The organism is Sphingomonas palmae (genome assembly GCF_900109565.1).
Lineage (GTDB): Bacteria > Pseudomonadota > Alphaproteobacteria > Sphingomonadales > Sphingomonadaceae > Sphingomonas > Sphingomonas palmae.
The window spans coordinates 48,036-73,608 of sequence record NZ_FNZZ01000002.1; the positions used below are offsets into that span (position 1 = coordinate 48,036).

The window sequence follows — 25,573 nt, forward strand, 5'->3', positions numbered from 1 at the left end:
CGCCGGCCGGATCACCGCCGGCGCGCCGCTTTCCTGCACTTCGCGGGCATTCCGTAGCGTCAGCCGCCCCCGCGGTTTTGTGTCTTTCCATGTCGCGTGTTGCGTGTGAGCCACACCCTCGTATTTTCTGTTACGCGGCACGTAAGAATTACTAGACGCGTAAACCCATCCGCATAGGATCGACACCAAACCCGATATTCAAATCTGGGAGAGGATCGACCTTGATGCGCACCTACGCGACCCTTCTGTCCACCGTCGCCTGCCTGGCGGCCTGCCCCGCACTGGCGCAGGAGCAGACCAGCCCCGTCACCACCAACGCCGCGGTCGATGGCCAGAGCAACACCGCCGCCGCACAGGCGAGCCCGACCGGCGAGCTGGGCGCGGGCGACATCGTCGTCACCGCGACTAGGCGTGCCGAGCGGCTGGCCGACGTGCCGATCTCGATCAACGCGGTGAACCAGGAGAGCCTGCAGAATTCGGGTGCGACCGACATCCGCGGTGTGGCGCAGCTCGCGCCGTCGCTCAGCGTGTCGTCGACCGGTTCGGAAGCGAACGCCTCCGCGCGTATTCGCGGCATTGGCACCGTGGGCGACAATCCGGGTCTCGAAAGCTCGGTCGTCACCTTCATCGACGGCGTGTACCGCAGCCGCACGGGATCGGGCCTGAACGACATCGGCGAGATCGAGCGCGTCGAGGTGCTGCGCGGACCGCAGGGCACGCTGTCGGGCCGCAACTCGTCGGCGGGTGCGATCAACATCTACACCAAGGCGCCGTCATTCGACTTCGGCGGCTACGGCGAGGCGACTTACGGCAATTACGACAACGTTCGCCTGGCCGGCGCGCTGACGGGTCCGATCGTCAAGGACCTGCTCGCCTTCCGCGTCGACGGCGTCTACGCCAAGCGTGACGGTTTCTACCGCGACGTCATCAACAACACCGACTTCAACGATCGCAACCGCTATTTCGTCCGCGGGCAGCTGCTGCTGGAGCCGTCGAGCGACTTCTCGGTCCGGCTGATCGGCGACTATACGCGCCGCGACGAGAAGTGCTGCGGCGCGGTCTACGTCGATCTGCGCGAGAAGATCGATCCGACGCCGGGCACGCCGGGCGACTTCGCGATCAACCCGGCAGGCAATCGGATCGTGCAGGTGATGCAGTCGCTGGGAGCGGTGTTCCCGAGCGCGGGCGATCCGTACAACCGCCGCATCGCGCAGACGCCGGGCCGTGATTATTCCAACATTACCAAGGATTACGGCGGGTCGGCGCAGGTCGACTGGAACTTCGGTGGTGCGGCGCTGACCTCGATCACCGCGTACCGCGAGTACAAGTCGTTCGGCGCGGGCGATTTCGACTACGGCAACCTCGACCTCGTCTATCGCCGCGACGACGGCAACGCCTTCCGCCGCTTCCGCACCTTTACCCAGGAGCTGCGCCTGAACGGCGAGGCGTTTGGCGACCGGCTCAACTGGCTCGTCGGCGGCTTCTACAGTAACGAGAAGCTGCGCGTGGCGGACAACATCCGCTTCGGCACCGATTACGGCGCGTTCGCCGCCTGTCGCGTGATCGCGAGCGCCAATCCGCTCGCCGCGCTTCGTGCGCCGCGCCAGCCGGGCTGTCTGAGCGCGACGGGGCGTGCGGTGCTCTCCGGCCTGGTGCCCGGCACCACGCCCGCGTTCGGCGCGGCGACGGGCACCATTCTCGCCGGCATCGATCGTCTGTCGACCTTGAGCGACCGCGGCGGCATCCGCGACAATTACGACCAGAAGAGCGAGAGCTACGCCTTCTTCACGCACAACGTGTTCAAGATCACCGACACCTTGTCGCTGACCGGGGGCCTGCGCTGGACCAAGGAGACGAAGAGCCTCGACGCGAGCTTCACCAACGACAACACCGTCTGCGCGCAGCAGCTGGGCAATCTCGCGCCGCTGCTCGCCAATCCGCAGCTTGCCTCGACGGTCGCGGGCATCCTGACGCTCAGCTGCACCGGCAACTCGAGCTCGACGATCAACGGCAAGTCGATCAGCGACAAGTTCAGCAACGACGAATTTACCGGCACCGCGGTGCTGTCGTGGAAGCCGGTCGATCGGCTGATGACCTATGCCAGCTATTCGCGCGGGTTCAAGGCGGGCGGGTTCAACCTCGACAAGTCGGACCTGGGCCTCGCCTATCTGCCGCAGACGACGCTGGCGCCGAACGCCGCCGCGCTGCGCTTCGACCCCGAGACGGTCAACGCGTACGAGATCGGCCTGAAATATTCGTCGCGCCCATTCACGTTCAACCTGGCGGCGTTCCGGTCGGACTTCACCAACTTCCAGCTGAACACCTTCAACGGCACCAACTTCATCGTCCAGAACCTGAGCAGCTGCGACGATGGCCTGAACGGCGCCGACAAGGACAACAGCGCCGCGACCGGTCGCTGCACCAGCGGCGTCGGCACGGGCGTGCGCAGCCAGGGTGTCGAGTTGGAAGCGGGCTTCTACCCCGCACGCTCGGTCGCAATCACGATGGGCTACACGCTCGCCGACACCAAGGTGCGCCGCAACATCGTCGGTTCGGCCTCGGGTGAGCCGCTCGACCCCGCGCTGTTCCTGCTGCCGGGCGCGCAGATGCCGCTCGCGCCACGCAACGTCATCACGACCTCGGCATCGTGGACGCCGGAGATCGGATCTAACGGCATGTCGGCGCTGTTCTACATCGATCAGCGCACCTCGTCCGACTACAACACCGGATCGGACAACTTTCCCGAGAAGGCGCAGGACGGCTTCACCGTCGTCAACGCCCGCGTCGGCCTGCACGGGCGCGATGACCTGTGGGCGATCGAGGTCTGGGCGCAGAACCTGCTGAACCAGGATTACCAGCAGGTCGCGTTCAACGCGCCGTTCCAGGGTGCGGGCAGCCAGGCGCAGGTGCAGGCGTTCGGCACCGCCGGCGGCTTCGCGACCGCGAACCAGGTGTTCACCTCGTACCTGGCCGAGCCGCGCACTTATGGCCTGACGGTGCGCACGCGCTTCTAAACGACTGATCCGTCAACGAAGGGGGCCGGTCCGCACGCGCGGGCCGGCCCTTTTCTTTACGCCGCTTCCTCCAGCGCGCGCCCTGCGGCAGCGGCCAGCAGGCGGCGCTCCAGCCCCTTGATCTTCGACGACAGCGCAATCTTGTCGCCGGTCAAATCGGTCAGATAAAAGGTGTCGACCGCGCGCTCGCCATAGGTCGATACGTGCGCGGAGTGGATCGTCACCTTCGACTGGAACAGCGCGTGGGCGAGCTGGTTGAGCAGCGCCGGGCGATCGCGCGCGTTGACCTCGACCACGGTGAAGCGGTTCGACGCCTTGTTGTCGACCAGCACGTTGGGCTCGATCGCGAAGGCGTCGGCGCGCAGGCGCGGTAGCGGCTTCGCCTTCAACCGGTCGGTCAGCCGCACGCGCCCGGCGAGTGCGTCCTCAATCGTGACGCGGATGCGCTGCAGCTGCTCGGCCTCGTCGAACGGGCGGCCGAGCGGGTCCTGGACGAGGAAATTGTCGAGCGCCATGCCGTCGCGCGTCGTGTGGATACGCGCGTCGATGATGTTACCACCCGCAACGTTGATCGCGCCTGCAATGCGGAAGAACAGCCCGGGATGGTCGGTCGCGTAGACGGTGACGAGCGTCGCGCCGCGTTCGGGGTACACCTGCGCCGCGATCGACAAGGGCGCGTCGTCCGCCTGCGTGACGACGCGCGCGTTCGCCTCGAGCACGTCGGCGGGCTCGGCGATCCAGTACGGCTCGGGCAGACGGCGAACGTAAGCGGCGAGCGCGTCGGCGTCCCAGCCCATCGCGTCGCGCAGGCCCTCCTGCTTCGCCTCGATCCGCTCGGCCCGCCCCTTCTGCTTGTGCCCGAGCCGCAGCACCTCCTCCGCGCCCTCGTACAAATCAGCGAGCAATTGCCCCTTCCAGCCGTTCCACGTGCCCGGCCCGACCGCGCGGATGTCGACGGTGGTCAGCACCAGGAGCAGCCGCAATCGCTCGAGGCTCTGCACGGTCGCGGTGAAATCGAGGATCGTCTTGAAGTCGGACAGGTCGCGCTTGAACGCGGTCGCCGACATGAGCAGGTGATGGCGCACCAGCCACGACACCGTCTCGGTCTCCGCGCGGGTGAGGCCGAGCCGCGGGCAGACACGCAGCGCGACCTCCGCGCCCAGCACCGAATGGTCGCCACCGCGGCCCTTGGCGATATCGTGCAGCAGGACGGCGACGTAGAGCACGCGGCGCGAGACGACCTGCTCCATCACCGCGCTGGCGAGCGGATGGTCGGCCTTGAGCGTGCCCTGCTCGATCCGCGCGAGCAGGCCGAGTGCGCGGATGGTGTGCTCGTCGACCGTATAGTGGTGATACATGTCGAACTGCATCTGCGCGACGACGCGCGCGAAATCGGGCACGAAGCGCCCGAGCACGCCGGTCTCGTTCATCCAGCGCAGCACCAGCTCGGGATCGTTGGGGCTGGTCAGCAGGTCGAGGAACAGCGCATTGGCGCGCGGGTCGCGCCGGACCGAGGCGGCGAGTTTCGCGTCGCGGGTGGCGCAGCGCATCGCGAGCGGGTGGATCTCCATCTTCGTCTGCGCGGCGAGCGCGAACGCCTCGACCAGGCGCACCGGCTCCTCGGCGAAGAAGTCGTCGCGCGGGATCGCGAGCCGGCCGCGGTCGACGGTGAAGCCGTTCAGCTTGCGCGGGGACCGGAGCAGCCGCTTGATCCGTTCACCGCTGTGGCGCCGGTTGTAGCGTTCCTCCAGGTGCGCGAGGAACAGGCCGGTCAGCGACCCCACGGTCTTTGCCTGCAGGAAGTAGAATTGCATGAAGCGCTCGACTGCCGGTTTGCCCGGTCGGTCGGCGTAGTGCATCCGCTGCGCGATCTCGCGCTGATAGTCGAAGGTCAGCCGGTCCTCGGCACGGCCCGCGATCAGGTGGAGGTGGCAGCGCACCGCCCAGAGGAAGTTGTCGGCGCGGTGGAACAGGCGATATTCGTCGGCCGTGAACAGCCCCGCTTCCTTCAACTCGCGCGAGCTGCGCACCTTGTAGGCGTATTTGCCGATCCAGAATAAAGCGTGGAGGTCGCGCAGGCCGCCCTTTCCCTCCTTTACGTTCGGTTCGACGACGTAGCGCGTGTCGCCCATGCGGATGTGGCGTGCGTTGCGCTCCGCCAGCTTGTCGGCGACGAACTCGCGCTCGGTACCGCTGCGCACTTCCTGGTCGAAGCGCGTGGCGGCTTCCTCGTACAACGCCTCGTCGCCCCAGAGGTAGCGCGCCTCGAGCAGCGCGGTGCGCACGGTTACGTCGCCTTTCGCCTGGCGCACCATGTCGTCGAGCGAGCGGCTGGAATGGCCGACCTTGAGCCCCAGGTCCCACAATGCATAGAGCATCGATTCGATCGCCTGCTCGGCCCAGGGCGTCTGCTTCCACGGTGTGACGAAGCCGATGTCGACGTCGCTGAACGGCGCCATCTCGCCGCGTCCGTAGCCGCCGACCGCGAGCAGCAGCAGCCGCTCCGACGCGGTCGGATTGTTTATGGGGTAGAGCCGCGCGACGGTGAAGTCGGCCAGCGCGACGATGACCTGATCGACGAGGTACGCCTGCGCGTTCGCCGCCTCCAGCCCGCGCGAGGGATGCTCGGTCAGGCGCCGCGCGATCTCCGCGCGGCCCGCGTCGAGCGCCGCCTTGAGGATCGCGGTCGCGCCGCGGCGAAGCTGCGCATCGCCCTTCCCCGGCAGCGCGGCGAGCGCCTCGGCGAGCACGCGGCGGTCGACGATGGCACGACGGTTGGGCAGTTGCTCGAAGGTACGGCGCATGGTGCAGACATAAGCGTGCGCGGTGCCGAAGGGGAGCCCCGCGTCAGCCCCGAGCACTATCCTTCGCGGGCGAGCGCCTTCAAGCGGTAGAGCGTGTCGAGCGCCTCGCGCGGGGTGAGCGCGTCGACGTCGATCGCCTCGACCTCGGCGCGGATTGCGTCGCACTGCGCTTCCTCCGCCTGCGCGGCGGCGGCGAACAGCGGCAGGTCGTCGAGCCCGGCGGCGAGTCCGCCCGTCTTGGCGCGCCCGGCCTCCAGCTTTGCGAGCACCGACTTGGCGCGCGCAACCGTGCCCGGCGACATGCCCGCCAATCGCGCGACTGCGAGCCCGTAACTGCGATCCGCCGGCCCCTCCGCCACCTCGTGCAGCAGTACCAGATCACCCTTCCACTCGCGCGCGCGGACGTGGTGGAGCGACAGCGCGTCGCAGCGTTCGGCCAATCGCGTCAGCTCGTGATAGTGGGTCGCGAACAGGCAGCGGCAACGGTTCTCCTCGTGGATCGCCTCCACCACCGCCCAGGCGATCGCCAGCCCGTCATAGGTCGAGGTGCCGCGCCCGACCTCGTCGAGGATGACGAAACTGCGCGGGGAAGCCTGCGCGAGGATCGCGGCGGTCTCGACCATCTCGACCATGAAGGTCGAGCGGCCGCGCGCGAGATTGTCCGATGCGCCGACGCGGCTGAACAGGCGGTCGACGAGGCCGATCGTGGCGCGTTCCGCCGGCACGTAGCTGCCTGCCTGCGCGAGCACCGCGATTAGCGCGTTCTGGCGCAGGAAGGTCGACTTGCCGCCCATGTTGGGGCCGGTGACGAGCCACAGGCGGTTCGCCTCCGACAGGCGACAGTCGTTGGCGACGAAACGGTCGCCCGCGTTGGCGAGCGCGCGCTCGACCACCGGATGGCGTCCACCCGCAATCTCGAAGCACGGCTGCTCGACCAGGTGCGGCCGCGTCCAATGACCTTCCGCCGCGCGCTCGGCGAGCCCCGCGGCTACGTCGAGCCGCGCGAGCGAGTCGGCGGTCGCCGCAATGTTTTCGCGCGCGGCGAGCGCGATCTGCGTCAGTTCCTCCAGGTGCGCGGCCTCCGCGGTCAGCGCGTGCGCGCCGGCCTGCGTCACGCGCGCGGCGACCTCGTGCAGCTCGGGCGCGTTGAAGCGGATCGCGCCCGCCATCGTCTGGCGGTGGGTGAAGCCCGAATCGGCGCGCATCAGCGGATCGGCGGCGCGCGCGGGCACCTCGATATGGTAGCCGAGCACACCGTTGTGCTTGATCTTGAGCGCGGAAACGCCGGTGTCGGCGCGGTATTTCGCCTCCAGCGCGGCGATCGCGCGGCGGCCGCCCGCGCCCGCGTCGCGCAGGTCGTCGAGCGCGGCGTCGTAGCCCGCGGCGATATAGCCGCCGTCGCTCGCCTCGATCGGGGGTGCGGGAACCAGCGCGCGCTTGAGCAGGTCGATCAGCGTGCCATGCCCGCGCAGGCGCGGCAGCGTGTCGGCGAGGAGTGCGGGTGCGGGTTCGACGCGGCCGAGCAGTTCGGCGAGGTGCCACGCGCCGTCGAGACCGTCGCGGAGTTGCCCGAGATCGCGCGGGCCGCCTCGCCCTGCCGCGAGCCGTCCGAGCGCGCGGCCCACGTCGGGGAGCGCGCGCAAGGCGCTGCGCAACCGCTCGCGCAAGGCTTCGTCGTCGTGGAACAGCGCGACGAGCGCCTGCCGCGCCTCGATCGCGCCCAGGTCCATCAGCGGCGCGGCGATGTCCTCGCTGAGCAACCGCGCGCCGGCGCCCGTCACGGTGCGGTCGACCGCGTCGAGCAGGCTGCCCTTGCGCTGCCCCGTGACCGTGCAGGTCAGCTCAAGGCTCTCGCGCGTGGCGGCGTCGATCGCCATCGCCTCGGCGGCGGCGCTGAGCGCGGGCGGGCGGAGGAATGGCAGCGCGCCCTTGGCGTTATGCTCCAGATAGGCGACCAACGCCCCCGCCGCCGACAGCGCGGCGCGCGAGAACTGACCGAAACCGTCGAGCGTCGCGACGCCGTACACGCGCTTCAACCGCGCCTCGCCGCCCGCGCTGTCGAAGTCGGCGCGCGGGCGCCACACGCTGGCGGGGTGATCGGCGCCCTCGCACGCGACGACCTCGGCCGCGCCAAGACGTGCGAGCTCGGCGCCCATCCCGCCCGCGTTGGTCTCAATCACGACGAAGCGTCCGGTCGACACGTCGGCGGCGGCGATCGCGACCGCGCCGTTCACCTCGCCGATCGCCGCGCACCAGTTCGCCGCGCGCGCGTCGAGCAACGCTTCCTCGGTCAGCGTGCCGGCGGTCACGAAGCGGACGATCGCGCGGCCGACCAGCGCCTTCGACCCACGCGCCTTGCGTGCCGCCTCGGGCGTCTCGGTCTGTTCGGCGATGGCGACGCGGTGCCCGGCCTTGATCAGGCGTTGCAGGTACGCGGTTGCGGCGTGGACCGGCACGCCGCACATCGGGATCTTCTCGCCCTCGTGCTCACCGCGCGCGGTCAGCGCGATGTCGAGCACCTGCGCCGCGACGCGCGCGTCGTCGAAGAACAGCTCGAAGAAGTCGCCCATGCGATAGAACAGCAGGCAATCCGCCGCCTCCGCCTTCAGCGCCAGATATTGCGCCATCATCGGGGTCGGGGTGGAAACGCTCGCCATCGCGGGCGCGATACAGAAGCGGGCGCGGCGGCGAAAGGCGTGTCGGTGCCGGCAGGGAGGCGCTATGTCTTCGCGAAAGCAATCGAGAGCCGTCGCCGTCATGCTGTATCGCACGTCCCTGCCCTCCCCGATCGGTACGCTGACGCTGGTCGCGTCGGACGCGGGGCTGGTTGCGATCCTGTGGCCCGACGAAGCGCCCGACCGGGTGCGTTTGGGCGACGCCAGCGAGCGCGACGATCACCCGGTGCTCGCTGCCGCGGCCGCGCAGCTCAGCGGGTATTTCGCCGGCACGCGCACCGCGTTCGACCTGCCGCTCGACCCGCAAGGCACGCCGTTTCAGCGTGACGTATGGCTGGCGCTTGCCGACATCCCGTTCGCCGAGACGCGCAGCTACGCCGAGATCGCGCGCGCGATCGGCCGGCCGACCGCCACGCGCGCGGTGGGTGCGGCGAACGGGCGCAATCCGTTGTCGATCGTGGCGCCATGTCACCGCGTCGTCGGCGCGAACGGCGCGCTGACCGGGTTCGCGGGCGGGCTTCCGGCAAAGCGTTTTCTGCTGGACCACGAACGTCACATTTCGGAGGCGTGGTAACGGTTCACTTATCCGCCACCTTTCCGTAAGGGCACGCGCATGACCGATCCCCGCAACGGCGCCGCCGAAGAAGTGAGCAACGACCAGTTTTCGGAGCGCGAGGCGCTGCTGTTCCACTCCGAGGGGCGGCCGGGCAAGATCGAGATCATCGCGTCGAAACCGATGGCGACGCAGCGCGACTTGGCGCTCGCCTATTCGCCCGGCGTCGCGGTGCCGGTGCGCGCGATTGCGGACGATCCCGCCACCGCCTATGATTACACCGCCAAGGGCAATCTGGTCGCGGTGATCTCCAACGGGACCGCAATCCTGGGGCTCGGCAACCTCGGCGCGCTGGCGTCCAAGCCGGTGATGGAAGGCAAGGCGGTGCTGTTCAAGCGTTTCGCCGACGTCGATTCGATCGATCTGGAATTGGCGACCGAGGACGTGGATGCGTTCGTCAACGCGGTGGCGCTGCTGGAGCCGAGCTTCGGCGGCATCAACCTCGAGGACATCAAGGCGCCCGAGTGCTTCATCATCGAGCAGACATTGCGCGAGCGGATGAACATTCCGGTCTTCCACGACGACCAGCACGGCACCGCGATCATCTGCGCCGCGGGGCTCATCAACGCCTGCCTGCTGACGGGTCGCAAGCTGTCCGAGATCAAGGTGGTGGTGAACGGCGCGGGCGCGGCGGCGCTCGCCTGCACCGACCTGATCAAGGCGATGGGCGTGCGTCAGGAGAACGTCCTGATCTGCGATCGCACCGGCGTGATCTATCAGGGACGCGAGGGCGTGAACCAGTGGCAGTCGACGCACGCGGTCGCGACCGACCGGCGCACGCTGACCGAGGCATTGGCGGGCGCGGACGTGTTCCTGGGGTTGTCGGCGGCAGGGGCGCTCAAGCCCGAGATGGTCAAGGACATGGCCAAGGCGCCGATCATCTTCGCGATGGCGAACCCGGAACCGGAAATTCGCCCCGAGCAGGCGCGCGCCGCGCGGCCCGACGCGATCATCGCGACCGGGCGTTCGGACTATCCGAACCAGGTCAACAACGTGCTCGGCTTCCCCTTCATCTTTCGCGGCGCGCTCGACGTGCGTGCGTCTGCGATCAACGACGAGATGAAGATCGCCGCTGCCAACGCGATCGCCGAACTGGCGCGGCAACGCGTGCCCGAGGAAGTCGCCGCGGCCTACGGCGTGCAGCACAGCTTCGGCCCCGACTATATCATCCCCGCGCCGTTCGATCCGCGGTTGATGGAGGAGGTGTCGGTCGCGGTCGCCAAGGCGGCGATGGATTCAGGCGTCTCGACCAAGCCGATCCTCGACCTGGACGCGTACCGCCAGTCGCTGCGCGCGCGATTGAATCCAACCACTTCGGTGCTGAGCCTCGCCTATGAGGGTGCGCGCGCTCATCCCAAGCGCGTGATCTTCGCAGAGGGCGAGGAAGAAGTGGTGCTGCGCGCCGCGATCGCGTTCAAGGAAGGCGGCTACGGCACGCCGGTGCTGGTCGGGCGCGACGACGTGCACGACCGTCTCGCCGCGCTCGGCATCACGCACCCGGAGGAATATGAGGTCCACAACAGCCGCAAGTCGCCGCTGGTGCCGCGGATGGTCGACTTCCTCTACGGACGGCTGCAACGCCGCGGCTTCCTGCGCCGCGATTGCGAGCGGATGATCAACCAGGATCGCAACACCTTCGGCGCGGTGCTGCTGCAACTGGGCGAGGCCGACGCGATGATCACCGGGATCACGCGCACCTTCGCGCAGAGCTACCGCGAGGTGCGGCGCGTGATCGATCCCAAGCCCGATCGCACGCCGTTCGGCATCCACGTGCTGGTCGGGCAGAGCCACACGATCTTCATCGCCGACACGACCGTCAACGAGCGGCCGAGCGCGGAAGAGCTGGCGGATATAGCCGAGCAGACCGCCGCGGTCGCGCGCCGCATGGGGCACGAACCGCGCGTCGCGTTCCTCAGTTACTCGACCTTCGGAACGCCCGAGGGTTCGTTCCTCGACAACATCCGCCAGGCGGTTACCGTGCTCGACGGACGGCAGGTGAGCTTCGAGTATGAGGGCGAGATGTCGCCCGATGTGGCGCTCAACCCGAAGCAGCAGGCGAATTATCCGTTCGCGCGGCTGTCGGGTCCGGCGAACATCCTGGTCATGCCTGGTCTGCAATCGGCCAATATCTCGGCGAAACTGCTGCGCGAGCTTGGCGGCGACGACATGATCGGGCCGATGCTGATCGGGATGGAGAAGCCGGTGCAGATCGCGCCGATGACCTCGACCGCGGGCGATCTGATGACGCTGGCGGTGCTGGCGGCGGGCGGGATCGCGCGCTGAGCCACGTTGATGCAGGATAGAATATCCGGCCGGTCCGCAACCGATCGGCCGGACTGATCATTACGCCTCTATCTGACGAACAGGAGGCGAATGATGAAGATGGCGGTGGCGGCACTCGGCGCGGCGATGCTCGTGTCGGGGTGTAACGGTCTGGGTGGCGGTCTGGGTGGCGGCAGCTACGGCGGCTATAGCGCGTATGACTATAACCGGCCCGATCCGGCGTATGGCGGCTATTATGCCGACCGCTACTACCGCGACGACGCGCGCTACCGTGAGCGCCGCCTGGGCAACAACGACCGCGTTTATGTCGGAAACGACGGGCGCTATTATTGCCGCCGCAACGATGGCACGACCGGTCTGATCGTCGGCGGGCTCGCCGGTGGCGCACTGGGTGCGGCGATCGCACCGGGTGGCTCTGGCCTGCTCGGCGCGCTGCTCGGCGGTGCGGGTGGAGCGGCGCTCGGCAAGTCGGTCGACAAGAACAACGTCCGCTGCCGCTGAGGCAGGTTACCTGAGCGGTTTGCCCGAGTCCTTCCAGCGGTCGAGTATCTGGGATTCAGGCAGATCGCCTTTCGGTGACGTACCGGACGGCGGCGGGGCGACGATCGCCTCGCCGCTGTCGACGTGCCGCGGTTGGATGTCGACTGCCGGTGTGATCTTGCGCTCGGCCGCGTGTGCCGGCGTGGAGGTCGGCGTTGCGGTCGTCGCAGCGCTGGTCGGGGCTGACGAGACAATCGCCTGATCGGCCGCGACGATCGGTGTCGGGATCACGGCGTCGATCGCGCGGTGCGGGCCCGGCACCGGCTCGTGTCCAGCGTAGCGCTGGACGAAGGCGCCGGCGGTTCCCCAGAACCCTTTCCAGCGATGGAAGAAGTGCGCGCCGATCGCGTCGGTCATCACCAGCGTGCGGTTCCACGCCGGCGTGACCGCGTAGGTGTGATAGTGCGTGGCGAGACCGACGGGTGCGAAGACGTAGCCGCCGAGCGCCGCCGCCGCGATCCGCGCCGCGCGGGCCCAACCCGCGGGCGACGGCACGCGCGCCATCGCGCCGTCGCAGGCGAAGCTGAACTGGCACGAGCGCCGCTCCGATCCTTGATAGACGACGCCGCAGACGGTGGCGGGAAAGGCAGGGTGCCGCGCGCGATTGAGGATTACCTGCGCGACCGCGCGCTGCCCGTCGTCGGGCTCCGACGCCGCCTCGTAGTAGATCGCCGCGGTCAGGCACTCGAGCGCGCGGCCGCGATCGACCGTGCTCGCCCGCGCGGTGGAGAAGGGTTGCGCCGCAACCACCGAGCCGTCGCCTGCGGGTAGTCGCGCGAAGGCGAGCGGGACCGGTGGCAGTGCGATCGTGCCGGTCGTGCCGGCGGCGGGCGAAGCGTAGATCGGCTCGGCGGCCCCGGTGATCTGCCCGCTCGCCCGGACACCCGCGGGCACCGGCACGCTGAGCGCGGCGTGAGGCGCGCGGGCGTATCCGTCGCCGACGACGCGCAACACGCCCTGTATCGCGAGCGCTGAGGCAAGCAGGATCACGAGCCCCGCGACGATCGCCCACGACACGCGCACCTGGCGCAGCCGCACCAATGCGGTACCCGGTGTCGTTCGCCTCGCCATGCCGATGATCGCGCCTGCTCCGTGCCACACCCGCGGTTACGCAGGGCAACGCACGCCTTAGCGCGGCAATCCTTGCCGATCCGCTATCACGCGGCCGCGCGAGGCGGAAACGCTCAGCGCTTCTTGCCGTTGGCGAACAGCAGCGCGGCCGCGACCGCGGCGGAACCGATGCCGACGCCGACGATGCCGCCGAGTTGCCAGCGGCGCGCCTTGTCGCTCGCCTTCGCCTTGTCGGCGCCCGCGTCCTTGTGCACCTTCGCGGCCTTGGCGGCTTCGAGGATCTCGTTCGGCTCGTCGCTCATCGTCATTCTCCCTTGCCGTCGCCGTAACGCGCGCGGAAATCGTCCGCAAAGGCCGATAGCGTGCCCGCTGAAATCGCGGCGCGCAGGTCGGCCATCAGCGCCTGATAGAAGAAGATGTTGTGCTCGGTCATCAGCATCGCGCCCAGCATCTCGCCCGCACGGACCAGATGGTGCAGGTAGGCGCGGCTCCACGTGGCGCAGACAGGACATGCGCATGCTGGGTCGAGCGGGCCCTGATCCTCGGCGAAGCGCGCGTTGCGTATGTTGATCGGCCCCGCGCGCGTGAACGCCTGACCGGTGCGGCCCGAGCGGGTGGGCAACACGCAGTCGAACATGTCGACCCCGCGCTCGACCGCGCCGACGATGTCGTCGGGCTTGCCCACGCCCATGAGATAGCGCGGACGATCGGCGGGCAATTGCGCGGGCGCGTAATCGAGGCAGGCGAACATCGCATCCTGCCCCTCGCCCACCGCCAGACCACCGATCGCGTAACCGTCGAAGCCGATGTCGACCAGCGCGTCGGCGGAGGCGCTGCGCAGCCCCTCGTCGAGCGCGCCCTGCTGAATGCCGAAGATTGCGTTACGCGCGGCATGCGCCTCGCCGCCGCGGCCGTCGCGCCCGTCGAACGCGTCGCGGCTGCGCTTCGCCCAGCGCATCGAGCGCTCCATCGCGGCTGCCTGCACCTCGCGCGGCGAGGTGGTCGGCACTAGTTCGTCGAACGCCATCGTAATGTTGCTGCCGAGCAGCCGCTGGATCTCGATCGAGCGCTCGGGCGTGATCAGATGACGCGATCCGTCGAGGTGCGAGCGGAAGGCGACGCCCTCCTCCGATCGTTTGGTCAGCTCGGACAGGCTCATGACCTGGTACCCGCCCGAGTCGGTCAGGATCGGCCGATCCCACCCCATGAAGGCGTGCAACCCGCCCAGTCGCGCTACGCGCTCCGCACCCGGGCGCAGCATTAGGTGATAGGTATTGCCTAGGATGATGTCGGCGCCCGCCGCACGCACGTCGGCAGGCTTCATCGCCTTGACGGTCGCGGCGGTGCCGACCGGCATGAACGCGGGCGTGCGGACGACGCCGCGCTCCATCGCGATCTCACCGGTGCGCGCGCGCCCGTCGGTCGCGGCAATCGTGAAGGCGAAGCGGGTCATCGGCGCTTCTTCTCGGGCGGAGGCGCCGGCCGTGGCATGGGACGCCCGGCGGTCGGTCCCTTCGCATCGACCGGACCGGTACGATAGGTGACCAGCTCGGCGCGGCTGATCCGCTTGTCACCGTTCTTGTCGTAGCGCGCGAACAGGCGTGAGAAATGGTTCTGCAACTCGTCGAGCGAGACGCGGTCGTCCTGGTTGCGGTCGACCTCGAACGGGCTCGGCAGCGCGTTGCGGTCACCCAGCCAGCGCTCGGCCCAGTCGGCGAAGGCGATGTAGCGCAGATAGCCGCTCTTCGCGGTGTCGATCGCCTCGAACGATCGCCTGACCCCCGCCTGCATCTCCGACCGGTCGACCAGCCCGTCACCGTCGGCATCGAAGGTCGCGATCATCATCGCCACCGGCTCGACCACCATCGTCGCGGGCGTCTGCGGCGTACCGGGCAACGGCGCGCGGACGACAATCTCCGGGTCCGCAGCGGGTGCCGCGGCCTGGAGCGCCAGCGCGAGTAGCGCCGCAATCACGCGCACACCTGTTGCAACATGGCTATCGGATGAGTTCGGCCGTTTCCACGCACCTTCAACGACCTTCCACTACGAGCCCGAACGCCGGCTGCTGCGATCCCTAGCTAAGCCGGCGTGGTAGGATCAAGCCGCAACGATCCGGCGCACTCGCCATCACTGATCCGCGCGCAGGCGATAGCCGACGCCCAGTTCGTTGGCGATGACGCTGCCGACGGGTTCGGGTGCCTCCAGTTTCTGGCGCAGGTTGCGGATGACGATGCGCAGATATTCGACGCGCGGGTCCTCGTCCGCGCCCCAGCATGCGGACAGCAGCCGCTCGTGCGTGACGACGCGGCCGATGTGTCGCGCGAGGACGCCGAGCACGTCGTGTTCCTTGCGAGTGAGGTGAAGTTCCTCATTGCCGCGCGTGACGGTGCGGCGATCGAGGTCGATGCTCAGGTCGCCGCGGTGGACGATCTTCGGCGTCGTCCCCGACCCGCCGTGATGGCGCAAGGCGACGCGCAGGCGGGCGAGCAGTTCGTCGGTGTCGAACGGCTTGGTGACGTAATCGTCGGCGCCGAGGTCGAGCGCGCTGACTTTCTCGTCGACTGCATCCCGCGCCGACACGACCAGGATGACTAGGTCGGCCTGTGCGCGCAGCAGCGGGATGATGCTCAAGCCGTCGCGGTCGGGCAGCCCTAGGTCGAGCAGCACCGCGCCGGGTTGCTCGGTCGCTGCCTGGCGCAGCGCGTCGCGACCGTTCGCTGCCTCGACGACATTGTAGCCGGCGCGGTTCAGCGTGTTGCGCAGCAGGCGACGGATCGCTGCGTCGTCGTCCACCACCAGGATCTTGGCCGGCATGTCAGTTACCCTCGGACAAGGTTTCGCGAACGATCAGATCGGCGGGGAAGACGAGCGCGAAGGCCGCGCCGGTCGCGTCGGGGCGGTTCGACGCCTCCACGGTCATCCCCATCGCCTCCGCAAACGCTTTCACGATCGCGAGGCCGAGACCGGTGCCGCCGACCGCGCGGTCCGATCCCTCCAGCCGGCGGAACGTCTCGAACACCTCGCCCTCCTGCCCCGGCGGCAGGCCGGGTCCGTGGTCGAGCACAGACAGCCTGAGCTCACCGAAACGGTTACGCCCCTCGATCACGATGTCGCTGCCCGGATCGCCGTAGCGGCCGGCATTGTCGAGCAGGTTGAGCAGGCAATGATGCAGCAGTTGCGGATCGGCGCGCACCAGCGGCAGGTCGGGCGGCACGTCGAGGCGGACGGCATGGCCCTCGAGCGCGCGGCGGGCGTCATGTGCGGCGCCGGTGACCGCGTCGCTCAGGTCGATCGGCTCGACTCGCAGCCGGAGCGCGCCCGCCTCGACCCGCGCCATGTCGAGCAGGTTGGCGACGAAGCGGTTCAATCGTTGCGCCTCGCTCTCGATCGTGCCGATCAGTTCGGGCGTTGCATCGTGGTGCAGCTGCGCGGCGGCCGCAATTACCGCGGTGAGCGGCGTTCGCAGGTCGTGGCTGACCGAGGAGAGGAGCGCCGCGCGCAGCCGGTCGCGCGTGCGTACCGCATCGACGTCGCGCATCTCCGCCTGCAGTCGCAGCCGTTCAAGCACCAGCGCCGACTGGTCGATCAGGCTGCTCAGCAGCGGCAGCTGATCGGCGCGGACGGGGTTGCCGACCTTGTCGCTGGCGACGCCGAGGACGCCCAGCACGCGCTCGCCCGCCTTCATCGGCTGGAACAACCATTCGGAGGCAGCGAGCGTGCCCGAACCCTTGCCCGCGGGACTGCCGGTGTCGAACGCCCAGCCGGCGGCGGCGGTGTCCATCGTGTCGAGGCGGTAGGCGGGATCGCTGGCGGCGACGATCTCCAGCTCGGCACCATGCGCGCGCGACAGCAACACGACCTGCACGTCGAGCAGACGGCGAACGTCGTCGCAGATCATCTGCGCGGCGGTGTCGAGGTCGTTGATGCCCGCAATCTGGCGCAGGAAGCCGGCGAGGATGGCGTTGGTCCGCGCGCTGGCGGCGGCGAGGTCGGCCTGCGCGCGGACGCGCCCGGTCAGCTGGCTGGTGGCAATGGCGATACCGAGCAGCACGATCACCGACACGAGGTTCTCGGGATTGCTGATCGTCAGCGTGCCGGTCGGGGGCAGGAAGAAGAAATTGTAGGCGAGGCTGGACGCGATCCCGGCGTAAAGCCCGGTGCGCAGGCCGAACAGGCTCGCCGCGGCCATGACGGGCAGCAGGTAGAGCAACGCGACATTGCCGAGATTGAGGATCTGGAATAGCGCGCTGGCGAGTGCGGTGACGCCCGCGACGATTCCCGTCGTGATCGCATAGCCGGCGGGGCTGCCCCACTGCCCGCCACGGCGATGTGTGGTGGTCGCCGTTGCCGGCCGCGTCGTACCGGTCACCGGCATCGGCAGCACGTGAACGGTGACATCGGGCGTGTCGCGCACCAGCTGGTCGACGATCGAGCCGTGACGCAGCTCGAACCAGCGCGAGCGGTGCGACTTGCCGAGCACCAGCTGCGTGGCGCGCAGATCGACCAGCACCGACTGGAGTCCGGCGACGACGCGCTCGGCCGGCACGGTTGCGACCGCGGCGCCGAGCTGGGTCGCGAGCGTCATCGTCGCGGCGACGCGGGCGTGCTGCTCGTCGGTGAAATGCGCCGCGCGCGGTGTCTCGATGAACACCGCGGTCCAGGGTCCGCGCAGACCGTCGGCGACGCGTTTCGCCGCGCGCACCAGCGCGTCGCAGCCCGGCTGCTCGCTGATCGCGACGACGATGCGGTCACCGCCGGCCCAGGTGCCGCCGAGCCCGAGTGCGCGCACGTCGTCGAGCATCCGCGCGTCGACCGCCTGCGCGGCGCGGCGCAGCGCCAGTTCGCGCAGTGCCGACAGATTGGACTTGGAGAAAAAGTGGCCGAGCGCGCGCGTCGCCTCGGCAGGCAGATAGACCTTGCCCGCCTTCAATCGCTCGATCAGCTCGTCGGGGGGGATATCGACGACCTCGATCTCGGCCATCTCAAGGATCGAGTCGGGCACCGTCTCGCGCACGCGGACGCGGGTGAAGCTGGCGACGACGTCGTTCAGGCTCTCGACGTGCTGAATGTTGACGGTCGAGTAGACGTCTATTCCCGCCGCCAGCAATTCCTCGACATCACCGTAGCGCTTGGGGTGGCGACTGCCCGGCGCGTTGGTGTGCGCGAGTTCGTCGACCAGCACGAGGCGCGGCGCGCGCGCGAGGATGGCGTCGAGGTCCATCTCGTGAAGCGTGCGGCCTTCGTATGCCACGTCGCGGCGCGCGACGATCTCATGCCCGCGCAGCAGCGCCTCCGTTTCGGCGCGGCCGTGCGTTTCGACTACGCCGATGACGACATCGACGCCGTCGCGGCGGCGCGCGGCGCCTTCCGACAGCATCTCGAACGTCTTGCCGACGCCGGGCGCGGCGCCGAGAAAGATCTTTAGTCGCCCCCGCCCCTCCTGCGCGGCGGCGCGCAGGAGGGCGTCGGGATCGGGTCTGTCGCCGCCTGCCGCCGCCATCAGCGCGTGGGCACTCCGGCATCGAGGGCGCGGTTGAGCGCCAGCACGTTGACGCGCGGATCACCCAGCAGCGGGCGGACGGTCAGCTGCGCGACGAGTGTCCGCACGCGCGCCAGCGGCAACCCGCGAACCCGCGCAACCCGCGGCGCCTGCGCCTGCGCCGCGGCGGGCGACAGATCGGGATCGAGCCCCGATCCGCTCGCGGTGACGAGATCGGCCGGCAGCGCGCCCGCGACCCCTGCGCCGCGCTGCTTCGCCACATCGGCCTTCACGCGATCGACCAGCGCCTGCGACGCGGGGCCGAGATTGGAGGCCGACGAGGCGAGCCCGTCGTATCCCTTGCCGGCCGCCGACGGGCGCGTGTTGAAGTAGCGATCGGCGGCGAATGCCTGACCGACCACGGTCGATCCGATCACCTGTCCTTGCGCACCGCGAACGAGGCTGCCGTTCGCCTGCGCTGGGAACACCAGCTGCCCGATGCCGGTCATCGCGAACGGATAGGCGAGGCCGAGAAGCGCGGCGAACAGGATCGTCATGACGATCGCGGGCCGAAGCGCGGAGGAGAAGTCCTTACCCATGTGTCCGGTATCCTTACGCTAGACCGAGACCGCCGACCACGAGGTCGATCAGCTTGATGCCGACGAACGGCGCGAGCAGGCCGCCGAGACCATAGACGGCGAGATTGCGCGCCAGCAGCGGCCCCGCCGCCATCGGCTTGTACGCGACGCCCCTGAGTGCCAGCGGCACCAGCAGCGGGATGATGATCGCGTTGAAGATGATCGCGCTGAGGATCGCCGACTGCGGCGTCGCGAGCCCCATGACGTTCAGCACGCCGAGCCCGGGATAGAGTGCGACGAACATCGCCGGGATGATCGCGAAATATTTCGCCACGTCGTTCGCAACAGAGAAGGTGGTGAGCGCGCCGCGCGTCATCAGCAGCTGCTTGCCCAGGCCCACGACCTCGATCAGCTTGGTCGGGTCGCTGTCGAGGTCGACCATGTTGCCCGCCTCGCGCGCCGCCTGCGTGCCGGTGTTCATCGCGACGCCGACATCGGCCTGTGCGAGCGCAGGCGCGTCGTTGGTGCCGTCGCCGCACATCGCGACCAGCTTGCCGCCCTGCTGTTCCTTGCGGATCAGCGCCAGCTTGTCCTCGGGCGTCGCCTGCGCGAGGAAGTCGTCGACGCCCGCTTCGGCTGCGATCGCGGCGGCGGTCAGCGGGTTGTCGCCGGTGATCATGACGGTACGGATGCCCATCGTGCGCAGCTCGCCGAAGCGCTCGCGGATGCCCGCCTTGACCACGTCCTTGAGGAAGATCGCGCCGAGCAGGCGACCGTCCTTCGCGACCGCGAGCGGCGTGCCGCCGGCGCGCGCGATCTCGTCGGTGATGCGGCGCAGCTCGGTCGCCGCGGCGGTCGCGCCCGATCCTTCGTTGGCGCGCAGGATCGAGTCGACCGCACCCTTCTGGATCGACGTATCGCCGAAGCGGACGCCCGACACGCGGGTCTGCGCGGTGAACGGGATCACCTCGGCGCCCTGGGGCATCGGCCGCTGCAGGTTGAAGCGGTCGCGCGCGAGCACGACGATCGAGCGACCCTCGGGCGTCTCGTCCGCCAGACTGGCGAGCAGCGCGGCCTCGGCCAACTCGGCGTCGCTGGTGCCGCCGACCGAGCGGAACTCAGCTGCCTGGCGATCACCGATCGTGATCGTGCCGGTCTTGTCGAGCAGCAGCACGTCGACATCGCCCGCCGCCTCTACCGCACGGCCCGATTTCGCCAGCACGTTGAAGCGTACGAGGCGGTCCATACCTGCGATGCCGATCGCCGAGAGCAGTGCCGCGATGGTCGTCGGGATGAGGGTGATGAGCAGCGCCGCGAGGATCGCTACGGGTATGCTGCCGCCCACGTAGGACGCGAAGCCCGGAATGGTGCCGACCGCGATCAGGAAGATGATCGTGAGACCCACGAGCAGGATGGTCAACGCGACCTCGTTCGGCGTCTTCTGTCGCTCGGCACCTTCGACCAGCGCGATCATGCGGTCGAGGAAGCCCTTGCCCGGCTCGACGGTCACCTTGACGCGTATCTCGTCGGAGATGACGCGGGTGCCCGCGGTGACGGCCGAGCGATCGCCGCCTGCCTCGCGGATCACCGGGGCGCTCTCGCCGGTGATCGCGGCCTCGTTGACGCTGGCGACGCCCGAGACGACTTCGCCGTCCGACGGAATCAGATCGTTCGTCTCGACCAGCACCACGTCGCCGACCTTGAGCCGGCTGGCGGGAACGTTGTCAAACTGACGTCCGTCGCCCTTCAACCGCTTGGCGACGAGCTCCGCCTTGGTGGCGCGCAAACTGGCGGCCTGGGCCTTGCCGCGACCCTCGGCCAGCGCCTCGGCAAAGGTGCCGAACAGAACCGTGAGCCACAGCCAGACGGCCAGCTGTGCCTTGAAGGCGAAGGTCAGATCGTCATGGCCAATGACGAGCAGGATCGTCATCAACGCGGCCACGGCCGCAGTCACGAACATGACCGGGTTGCGGACCAACTCGCGTGGGTTGAGCTTCAGGAACGATGCCTTGATCGCCGGCACGACCAGGTCGGCGGTGAACAGGCTTTTGGCCGAAGACTTTTGGGTTTGGGCTTTTGCCATGATGGCCCCCGGATCAGGAAAGCTGGCCGCGGATCATGCTGAGATGATCGGCGATGGGACCGAGCGCGAGGCTCGGCAGGAAGGTGAGACCGCCCAGGATCAGGATGATCCCGACGAGCAGGCCGACCCAGAGGCCGCCGGTGGTCGGGAACGAGCCCGCGCTTTCCGGCGTGTATTTCTTCGCCGCCAGGCTGCCGGCGATCGCCAGCATCGGCACGATGACGAAGAAGCGGCCGAACCACATCGCGATGCCGAGCAGCCCGTTATAGTAGGGCGTGTTGGCGGTCAGACCCGCGAAGGCCGAACCGTTGTTCCCGACCGCGCTGGTGAAGGCGTAGAGGATCTCGGAAAAACCGTGCGGTCCCTTGTTGAGCGGCCCGGCCAGACCCTGCTGCAACACCGACGACAGCGAGGTCAGCCCGAGGATGACGAGCGGCAGCACCGCGATCGCCAGAACGGCGAGCTTCACCTCGCGGCTCTCGATCTTCTTGCCGACATATTCGGGCGTGCGGCCGACCATCAGCCCGGCGACGAACACCGCGAGGATCGCGAACAAGAGGAAGCCGTAGATGCCCGCGCCGACGCCGCCGATGACGACCTCGCCCAGCTGCATGTTGAACAGCGGGATCATGCCGCCGAGCGGAGTGAAGCTGTCGAGCATGCCGTTGACCGCGCCGCACGACGCGGCGGTGGTGACGACCGAGAACAGCGCGCTGGCGGCGATGCCGAAGCGGACCTCCTTACCCTCCATGTTGCCGCCCGCGACACCGAGCTGGTGCAGGACCGGGTTGCCTGCGGCCTCCTGCCAGTAGGTGACGGTGACGCCGGCGAGGAACAGGATCACCATCGCCGACAGGATCGCCCAGCCCTGCCGCGTGTTGCCGACCGCCTTGCCGAAGGTCCACGTCAGGCCGAAGCCGATAACGAAGATCGACAGCATCTGCACGAAGTTGGTCAGCGCAGTCGGGTTCTCGAACGGGTGCGCGGAATTCGCGTTGAAGAAGCCGCCACCGTTGGTGCCGAGCATTTTGACTGCTTCCTGGCTGGCGACGGGGCCGAGCAGGATCGATTGGCGCGCACCCTCCAGCGTCTGCACGTCGACCACGCCCGCCATCGTCTGCGGCACGCCGGAAGCGATCAGGAAGACGGTGTAGACGACGCAGAGCGGCAGCAGCAGGTAGAGCGTGATCCGGGTCATGTCGGCCCAGAAATTGCCGATCGCCTTTGCCTCACGCCGCGCAAAGCCGCGGAACAGCGCGAAGGCGAGCGCGATGCCGGTTGCAGCCGACAGGAAGTTGTGGATCGTCAGCCCCAGCATCTGGCTGAGGTTCGACATCGTCGCTTCACCGCCGTAGCTCTGCCAATTGGTGTTGGTGGTGAAGCTGACCGCGGTGTTGAACGCGAGGTCAGGCGACAGTCCGGCGAGCCCCTGTGGATTGCCCGGCAGCACGCCCTGCAGCCGCAGGACAGCGTAGGTCAGCACCAGCAGCGCGACGTTGAACAGCAGCATGTGGACCGCGTAGCGGCGCCAGCCCTGCTCTTGCGCGGGGTCGATGCCCGACAGTTTGTAGAAGCCGCGCTCGACAGGGCCGAGCACGAGGTGGAGCGGCGTACGCCGTCCTTCGTAGAGCGCGTGGAGCCACAAGCCGACGGGCTTGGTGAGCGCCAGCAGGATGCCGACGAACAGCAGGATCAGGAACCAGCCCTGAAGTGTCATGGAACCGCTCCTTTCAGAAGCGTTCGGGGCGGATCAGGACCGCCACGAGATAGACGAGAAGGCCGATCGCGGTCAGCGCCGCCAGCCAGAGATCGAGCGTCATGTCAGCCCTCCCTCACGCATTGTCGCACAGGCGGGCGTAGGCGAGCGTCAGCGCGAACAGCCCGATGATGATGGCGATCCAGAGCAGGTCCTGCATTGCTGTTCTCCGATGCTCAGAAGGCGGCGGTCAGCGAAACGACGACGGTGCCGCCGGCGATGTTGCCGGTGCCGTCCTGCCCCTTGCTGAAGCTGGGGCGGAGGTAGGCGGCTTCACGGTTCGAGATGTCGGTGTCGACGTAGCTGACGTTGAAAGTCAGATTCTTGTAGGTGGCATCGGCGCCGAGCGACCAGTCCCAGTAGGCGCCGGTCGGCGACACCGCGGTCGCGTTCGGCCCCAGCCCGTCCTGCCCCCAGCTGTGACCGACGTGCGCCTTGGCGGTGAAGGGCGTGCCCGGTACGGCGGCCGCGCCGTCACCCCACAGGTAGAGGTTGTCGTCCTTCGCGCCCGGGCGATTGTAGACGCCTGCCGCCGCATCGGCGCCGGTGTTGTACCATTTGCCGATCGCCTGCTGTTTCGGCGCATAAGCGACACCCGCAGTCAGCGTGGCCGGGCCGGCAGTACCGGTCAGCTTGGCATAGGGCTCGGCGAAGTCGGTCTTGTCCGCGCCGCCGGGATACATGTACCAGGTGAGGCCGACGTCGAGCGTCGCATTGTCGGCGAGCTTCGCCTTGTAGCCGCCGATCAGGTCGAGCTCCATGTTGGCGCCGCCGAACGTGCCCCAGCCCGCCAGGTTCGACGCCCAGGTGCCGACGTACAGCCCGCTCTGGTGCGCGACGGTGATGCCGCCCTGCGATGCCAGCTGCTCGTCCGACTGCGACACGCCGCGGAAGCGGTAGTCGGACGCGATCCCGACCGACCCGCTGACGGTCAGCGCGGGCGGCGGCGCGGTTTCCGCGACCGCGACCGCCTTGTCATTGGGCGTCGACGCCGGTTGCGACTGCGCCTGCGCGGCGGCCGGCAGTGCCAGCACGGCGACCGCGACGGCGGCGGCGAAATGGACCTTCATTCTTGCACCCCTTGAGGAGCGACCGTCCCGCGACGTCGCTTTCAGGGATGCGCGATTAGGCGCAGCCGTCGTTTGAATTCGAGAGCGATTCGGGCAAATCGCATAGTGCTGGCATATAGAAGACGTATTCTCATGCCCTCGCCCGCGCCGCTCGCACGGGCCGACTTCGTCGGATTAGTTGCGGCGCGCCGCCGGTGCGCTGAGGAACAGCACGGCGGACCCGATCAGCGCCGACAGCACCGATCCGGCGAGCACGCCGAGCTTCACCTCGCGTTCGAGCAGCGGGTCGGCGAAGGCAAGCCCGCCGATGAACAGGCTCATCGTGAAGCCGATCCCGCAGAGCAGCGCGGTGCCGTAGACCTGCGCCCAGCTGGCCCCGCCCGGCCGCTGCGCCCAGCCGAGCCGCTGCGCACCCCAGACCGCACCGAACACACCCACCTGCTTGCCGACGACCAGCCCCGCCGCGATGCCGAGCGGGAGAGGATCGAGCAGCGTAGCCAGGCTGAACCCCGCCAGCGACACGCCGGCATTCGCGAAGCCGAACACGGGCACGATCAGATAGGCGACCCAAGGCTGCAGCGCGTGCTCCAGCCGGTGGAGCGGCGATCCCGCGGCGTCGGGGGCCCCCGGCGAGCGGCGGATCGGGATCAGCGCCGCGGTGACCACGCCGGCGATCGTCGCGTGGATGCCCGACATCCACACCGCGACCCACAACAACGCGCCCAGCGCCATGTACGGCAGCAGCCGCACGACCCCCAGCCGATTGAGCACGAACATCACGCCCGCGATTGCCCCGGCCGCGAGCAGCTTCAGCCCGCTGATCTCATTGGTGTAGGCGAGCGCGATCACCGCCACCGCACCCATGTCGTCGACGATCGCGACCGTGGTCAGGAACAGTTTGAGCGAGGTCGGCACGCGCTTGCCCAGCAAGGCCATGACGCCGATCGCGAAGGCGATGTCGGTGGCGGACGGGATCGCCCAGCCACGCGCCAGTCCAGGCGTGCTGCCGGCAATGGCGAGATATACGCCGGCGGGCACCGCCATGCCGCTGACCGCCGCGATCGACGGCAACGCGCGGTCGGCCCAGCTCGACAGATGCCCATCGACCAGCTCGCGCTTGATCTCCAACCCGACCAGCAGGAAGAACAGCGCCATCAGCGCGTCGTCGACCCAGTGCCGCACCGACATCGGCCCGACGTAGCTTTCGAGCACGCGCGAGTATCCCTCGCCGATCGGGCTATTGGCGACGATCATCGCCGCCGCGGCGGCTGCCATCAACACCAGCCCGCCCGATGCCTCGCTGCGCAGGAAAGCGCGCAAGGCCGACTTGGGCTTCAGGCGGACAGCCAGCTTCGCCGCGGTGACGATGGGTGAGGTCTCGGCTTTGGGAGAGGAAACGGGATCGTGGTCGGGCAAGCCGATGCTCCGGGCGCAGGCATTCATGCGCTGGCGGCCCGACCAGCGCTGACAAACCTGCCGTGCGCGAACGCGCGACACCCGGCGGCGTCAGTTGCATTGCGGTGACGCGATGACAACCCCGAACGGCTTCGATTTGGGACCGCGCGCCGGAAAGTGGCCAGGACGCGGGCGGCGTCCCGGCCGGTCAG

18 protein-coding genes are annotated in these 25,573 nt (G+C 68.7%); 4 read left to right on the plus strand and 14 right to left on the minus strand.

From position 1 onward, the window contains the following. Positions 1–224 precede the first annotated feature (224 nt). Positions 225–3,014, plus strand: a complete 2,790-nt coding sequence (locus tag BMW51_RS04875; protein WP_093004009.1) for a TonB-dependent receptor — start codon at positions 225–227, stop codon at positions 3,012–3,014. A gap of 56 nt (positions 3,015–3,070) precedes the next feature. On the opposite strand, the gene BMW51_RS04880 is transcribed toward BMW51_RS04875, so the two are convergent. Both BMW51_RS04880 and mutS read right to left on the minus strand, forming a co-directional pair. Continuing rightward, the gene (locus tag BMW51_RS04880; protein ID WP_093005021.1) at positions 3,071–5,818 is read right to left on the minus strand and encodes a [protein-PII] uridylyltransferase; all 2,748 of its coding nucleotides are present in this window, start codon (positions 5,816–5,818) and stop codon (positions 3,071–3,073) included. 56 nt (positions 5,819–5,874) lie between these two features. Beyond that, positions 5,875–8,448, minus strand: coding sequence for a DNA mismatch repair protein MutS (mutS, locus tag BMW51_RS04885; RefSeq protein WP_093004011.1), 2,574 nt, complete (start codon positions 8,446–8,448; stop codon positions 5,875–5,877). Positions 8,449–8,575: 127 nt separating this feature from the next. Here mutS and BMW51_RS04890 point away from each other — a divergent pair, with 127 nt between their 5' ends. The 3 genes from BMW51_RS04890 to BMW51_RS04900 all read left to right on the plus strand — a co-directional run bounded on the left by BMW51_RS04890 (position 8,576) and on the right by BMW51_RS04900 (position 11,890). Beyond that, a complete protein-coding gene (locus tag BMW51_RS04890; RefSeq protein WP_093004013.1) occupies positions 8,576–9,067 on the plus strand; it encodes a methylated-DNA--[protein]-cysteine S-methyltransferase in 492 nt (163 codons plus the stop codon). 39 nt (positions 9,068–9,106) lie between these two features. After that, positions 9,107–11,389: an NADP-dependent malic enzyme gene (locus BMW51_RS04895; protein ID WP_093004015.1), complete on the plus strand. Its 2,283-nt coding sequence runs from the start codon at positions 9,107–9,109 to the stop codon at positions 11,387–11,389. A gap of 90 nt (positions 11,390–11,479) precedes the next feature. Beyond that, a complete protein-coding gene (locus BMW51_RS04900; RefSeq protein WP_177171533.1) occupies positions 11,480–11,890 on the plus strand; it encodes a hypothetical protein in 411 nt (136 codons plus the stop codon). Between the two features lie 6 nt (positions 11,891–11,896). Here the strand turns inward: BMW51_RS04900 and BMW51_RS04905 are convergent, their stop codons facing one another. The 12 genes from BMW51_RS04905 to nhaA all read right to left on the minus strand — a co-directional run bounded on the left by BMW51_RS04905 (position 11,897) and on the right by nhaA (position 25,316). Continuing rightward, positions 11,897–13,000: a cell wall hydrolase gene (locus BMW51_RS04905; protein WP_093005026.1), complete on the minus strand. Its 1,104-nt coding sequence runs from the start codon at positions 12,998–13,000 to the stop codon at positions 11,897–11,899. Between the two features lie 113 nt (positions 13,001–13,113). Further along, positions 13,114–13,302, minus strand: a complete 189-nt coding sequence (locus BMW51_RS04910) for a hypothetical protein (protein ID WP_093005028.1) — start codon at positions 13,300–13,302, stop codon at positions 13,114–13,116. 2 nt (positions 13,303–13,304) lie between these two features. Continuing rightward, positions 13,305–14,453, minus strand: a complete 1,149-nt coding sequence (gene tgt / locus BMW51_RS04915) for a tRNA guanosine(34) transglycosylase Tgt (protein ID WP_093004017.1) — start codon at positions 14,451–14,453, stop codon at positions 13,305–13,307. Beyond that, positions 14,450–14,974, minus strand: a complete 525-nt coding sequence (locus tag BMW51_RS04920; RefSeq protein ID WP_177171535.1) for an EF-hand domain-containing protein — start codon at positions 14,972–14,974, stop codon at positions 14,450–14,452. Before BMW51_RS04920 ends, tgt begins: the two co-directional genes overlap by 4 nt. 153 nt (positions 14,975–15,127) lie before the next feature. Continuing rightward, positions 15,128–15,814, minus strand: a complete 687-nt coding sequence (locus BMW51_RS04925) for a response regulator transcription factor (RefSeq protein ID WP_093004021.1) — start codon at positions 15,812–15,814, stop codon at positions 15,128–15,130. A gap of 1 nt (position 15,815) precedes the next feature. Then, on the minus strand, positions 15,816–18,500 hold the full coding sequence (locus BMW51_RS04930; protein ID WP_093004023.1) for a sensor histidine kinase: 2,685 nt from the start codon (positions 18,498–18,500) through the stop codon (positions 15,816–15,818). Continuing rightward, positions 18,500–19,078: a potassium-transporting ATPase subunit KdpC gene (kdpC, locus tag BMW51_RS04935; protein ID WP_093004026.1), complete on the minus strand. Its 579-nt coding sequence runs from the start codon at positions 19,076–19,078 to the stop codon at positions 18,500–18,502. Before kdpC ends, BMW51_RS04930 begins: the two co-directional genes overlap by 1 nt. A gap of 13 nt (positions 19,079–19,091) precedes the next feature. Then, a complete protein-coding gene (gene kdpB / locus BMW51_RS04940) occupies positions 19,092–21,140 on the minus strand; it encodes a potassium-transporting ATPase subunit KdpB (protein WP_093004028.1) in 2,049 nt (682 codons plus the stop codon). A 13-nt stretch (positions 21,141–21,153) separates the two neighbouring features. After that, the gene (gene kdpA / locus BMW51_RS04945) at positions 21,154–22,857 is read right to left on the minus strand and encodes a potassium-transporting ATPase subunit KdpA (protein WP_093004030.1); all 1,704 of its coding nucleotides are present in this window, start codon (positions 22,855–22,857) and stop codon (positions 21,154–21,156) included. A gap of 13 nt (positions 22,858–22,870) precedes the next feature. Continuing rightward, complete coding sequence (gene kdpF / locus BMW51_RS04950) at positions 22,871–22,960, minus strand: K(+)-transporting ATPase subunit F (RefSeq protein WP_019517694.1); 90 nt, start codon at positions 22,958–22,960, stop codon at positions 22,871–22,873. Positions 22,961–23,072: 112 nt separating this feature from the next. Beyond that, positions 23,073–23,966 carry a TorF family putative porin gene (locus tag BMW51_RS04955; RefSeq protein WP_093004032.1) on the minus strand — a complete coding sequence of 298 codons (894 nt, stop codon included), beginning with the start codon at positions 23,964–23,966 and terminating at the stop codon, positions 23,073–23,075. 174 nt (positions 23,967–24,140) lie between these two features. Next, entirely contained in the window at positions 24,141–25,316 is a 1,176-nt protein-coding gene (gene nhaA / locus BMW51_RS04960; protein WP_281243243.1) for a Na+/H+ antiporter NhaA, read from the minus strand. Positions 25,317–25,573 lie beyond the last annotated feature (257 nt).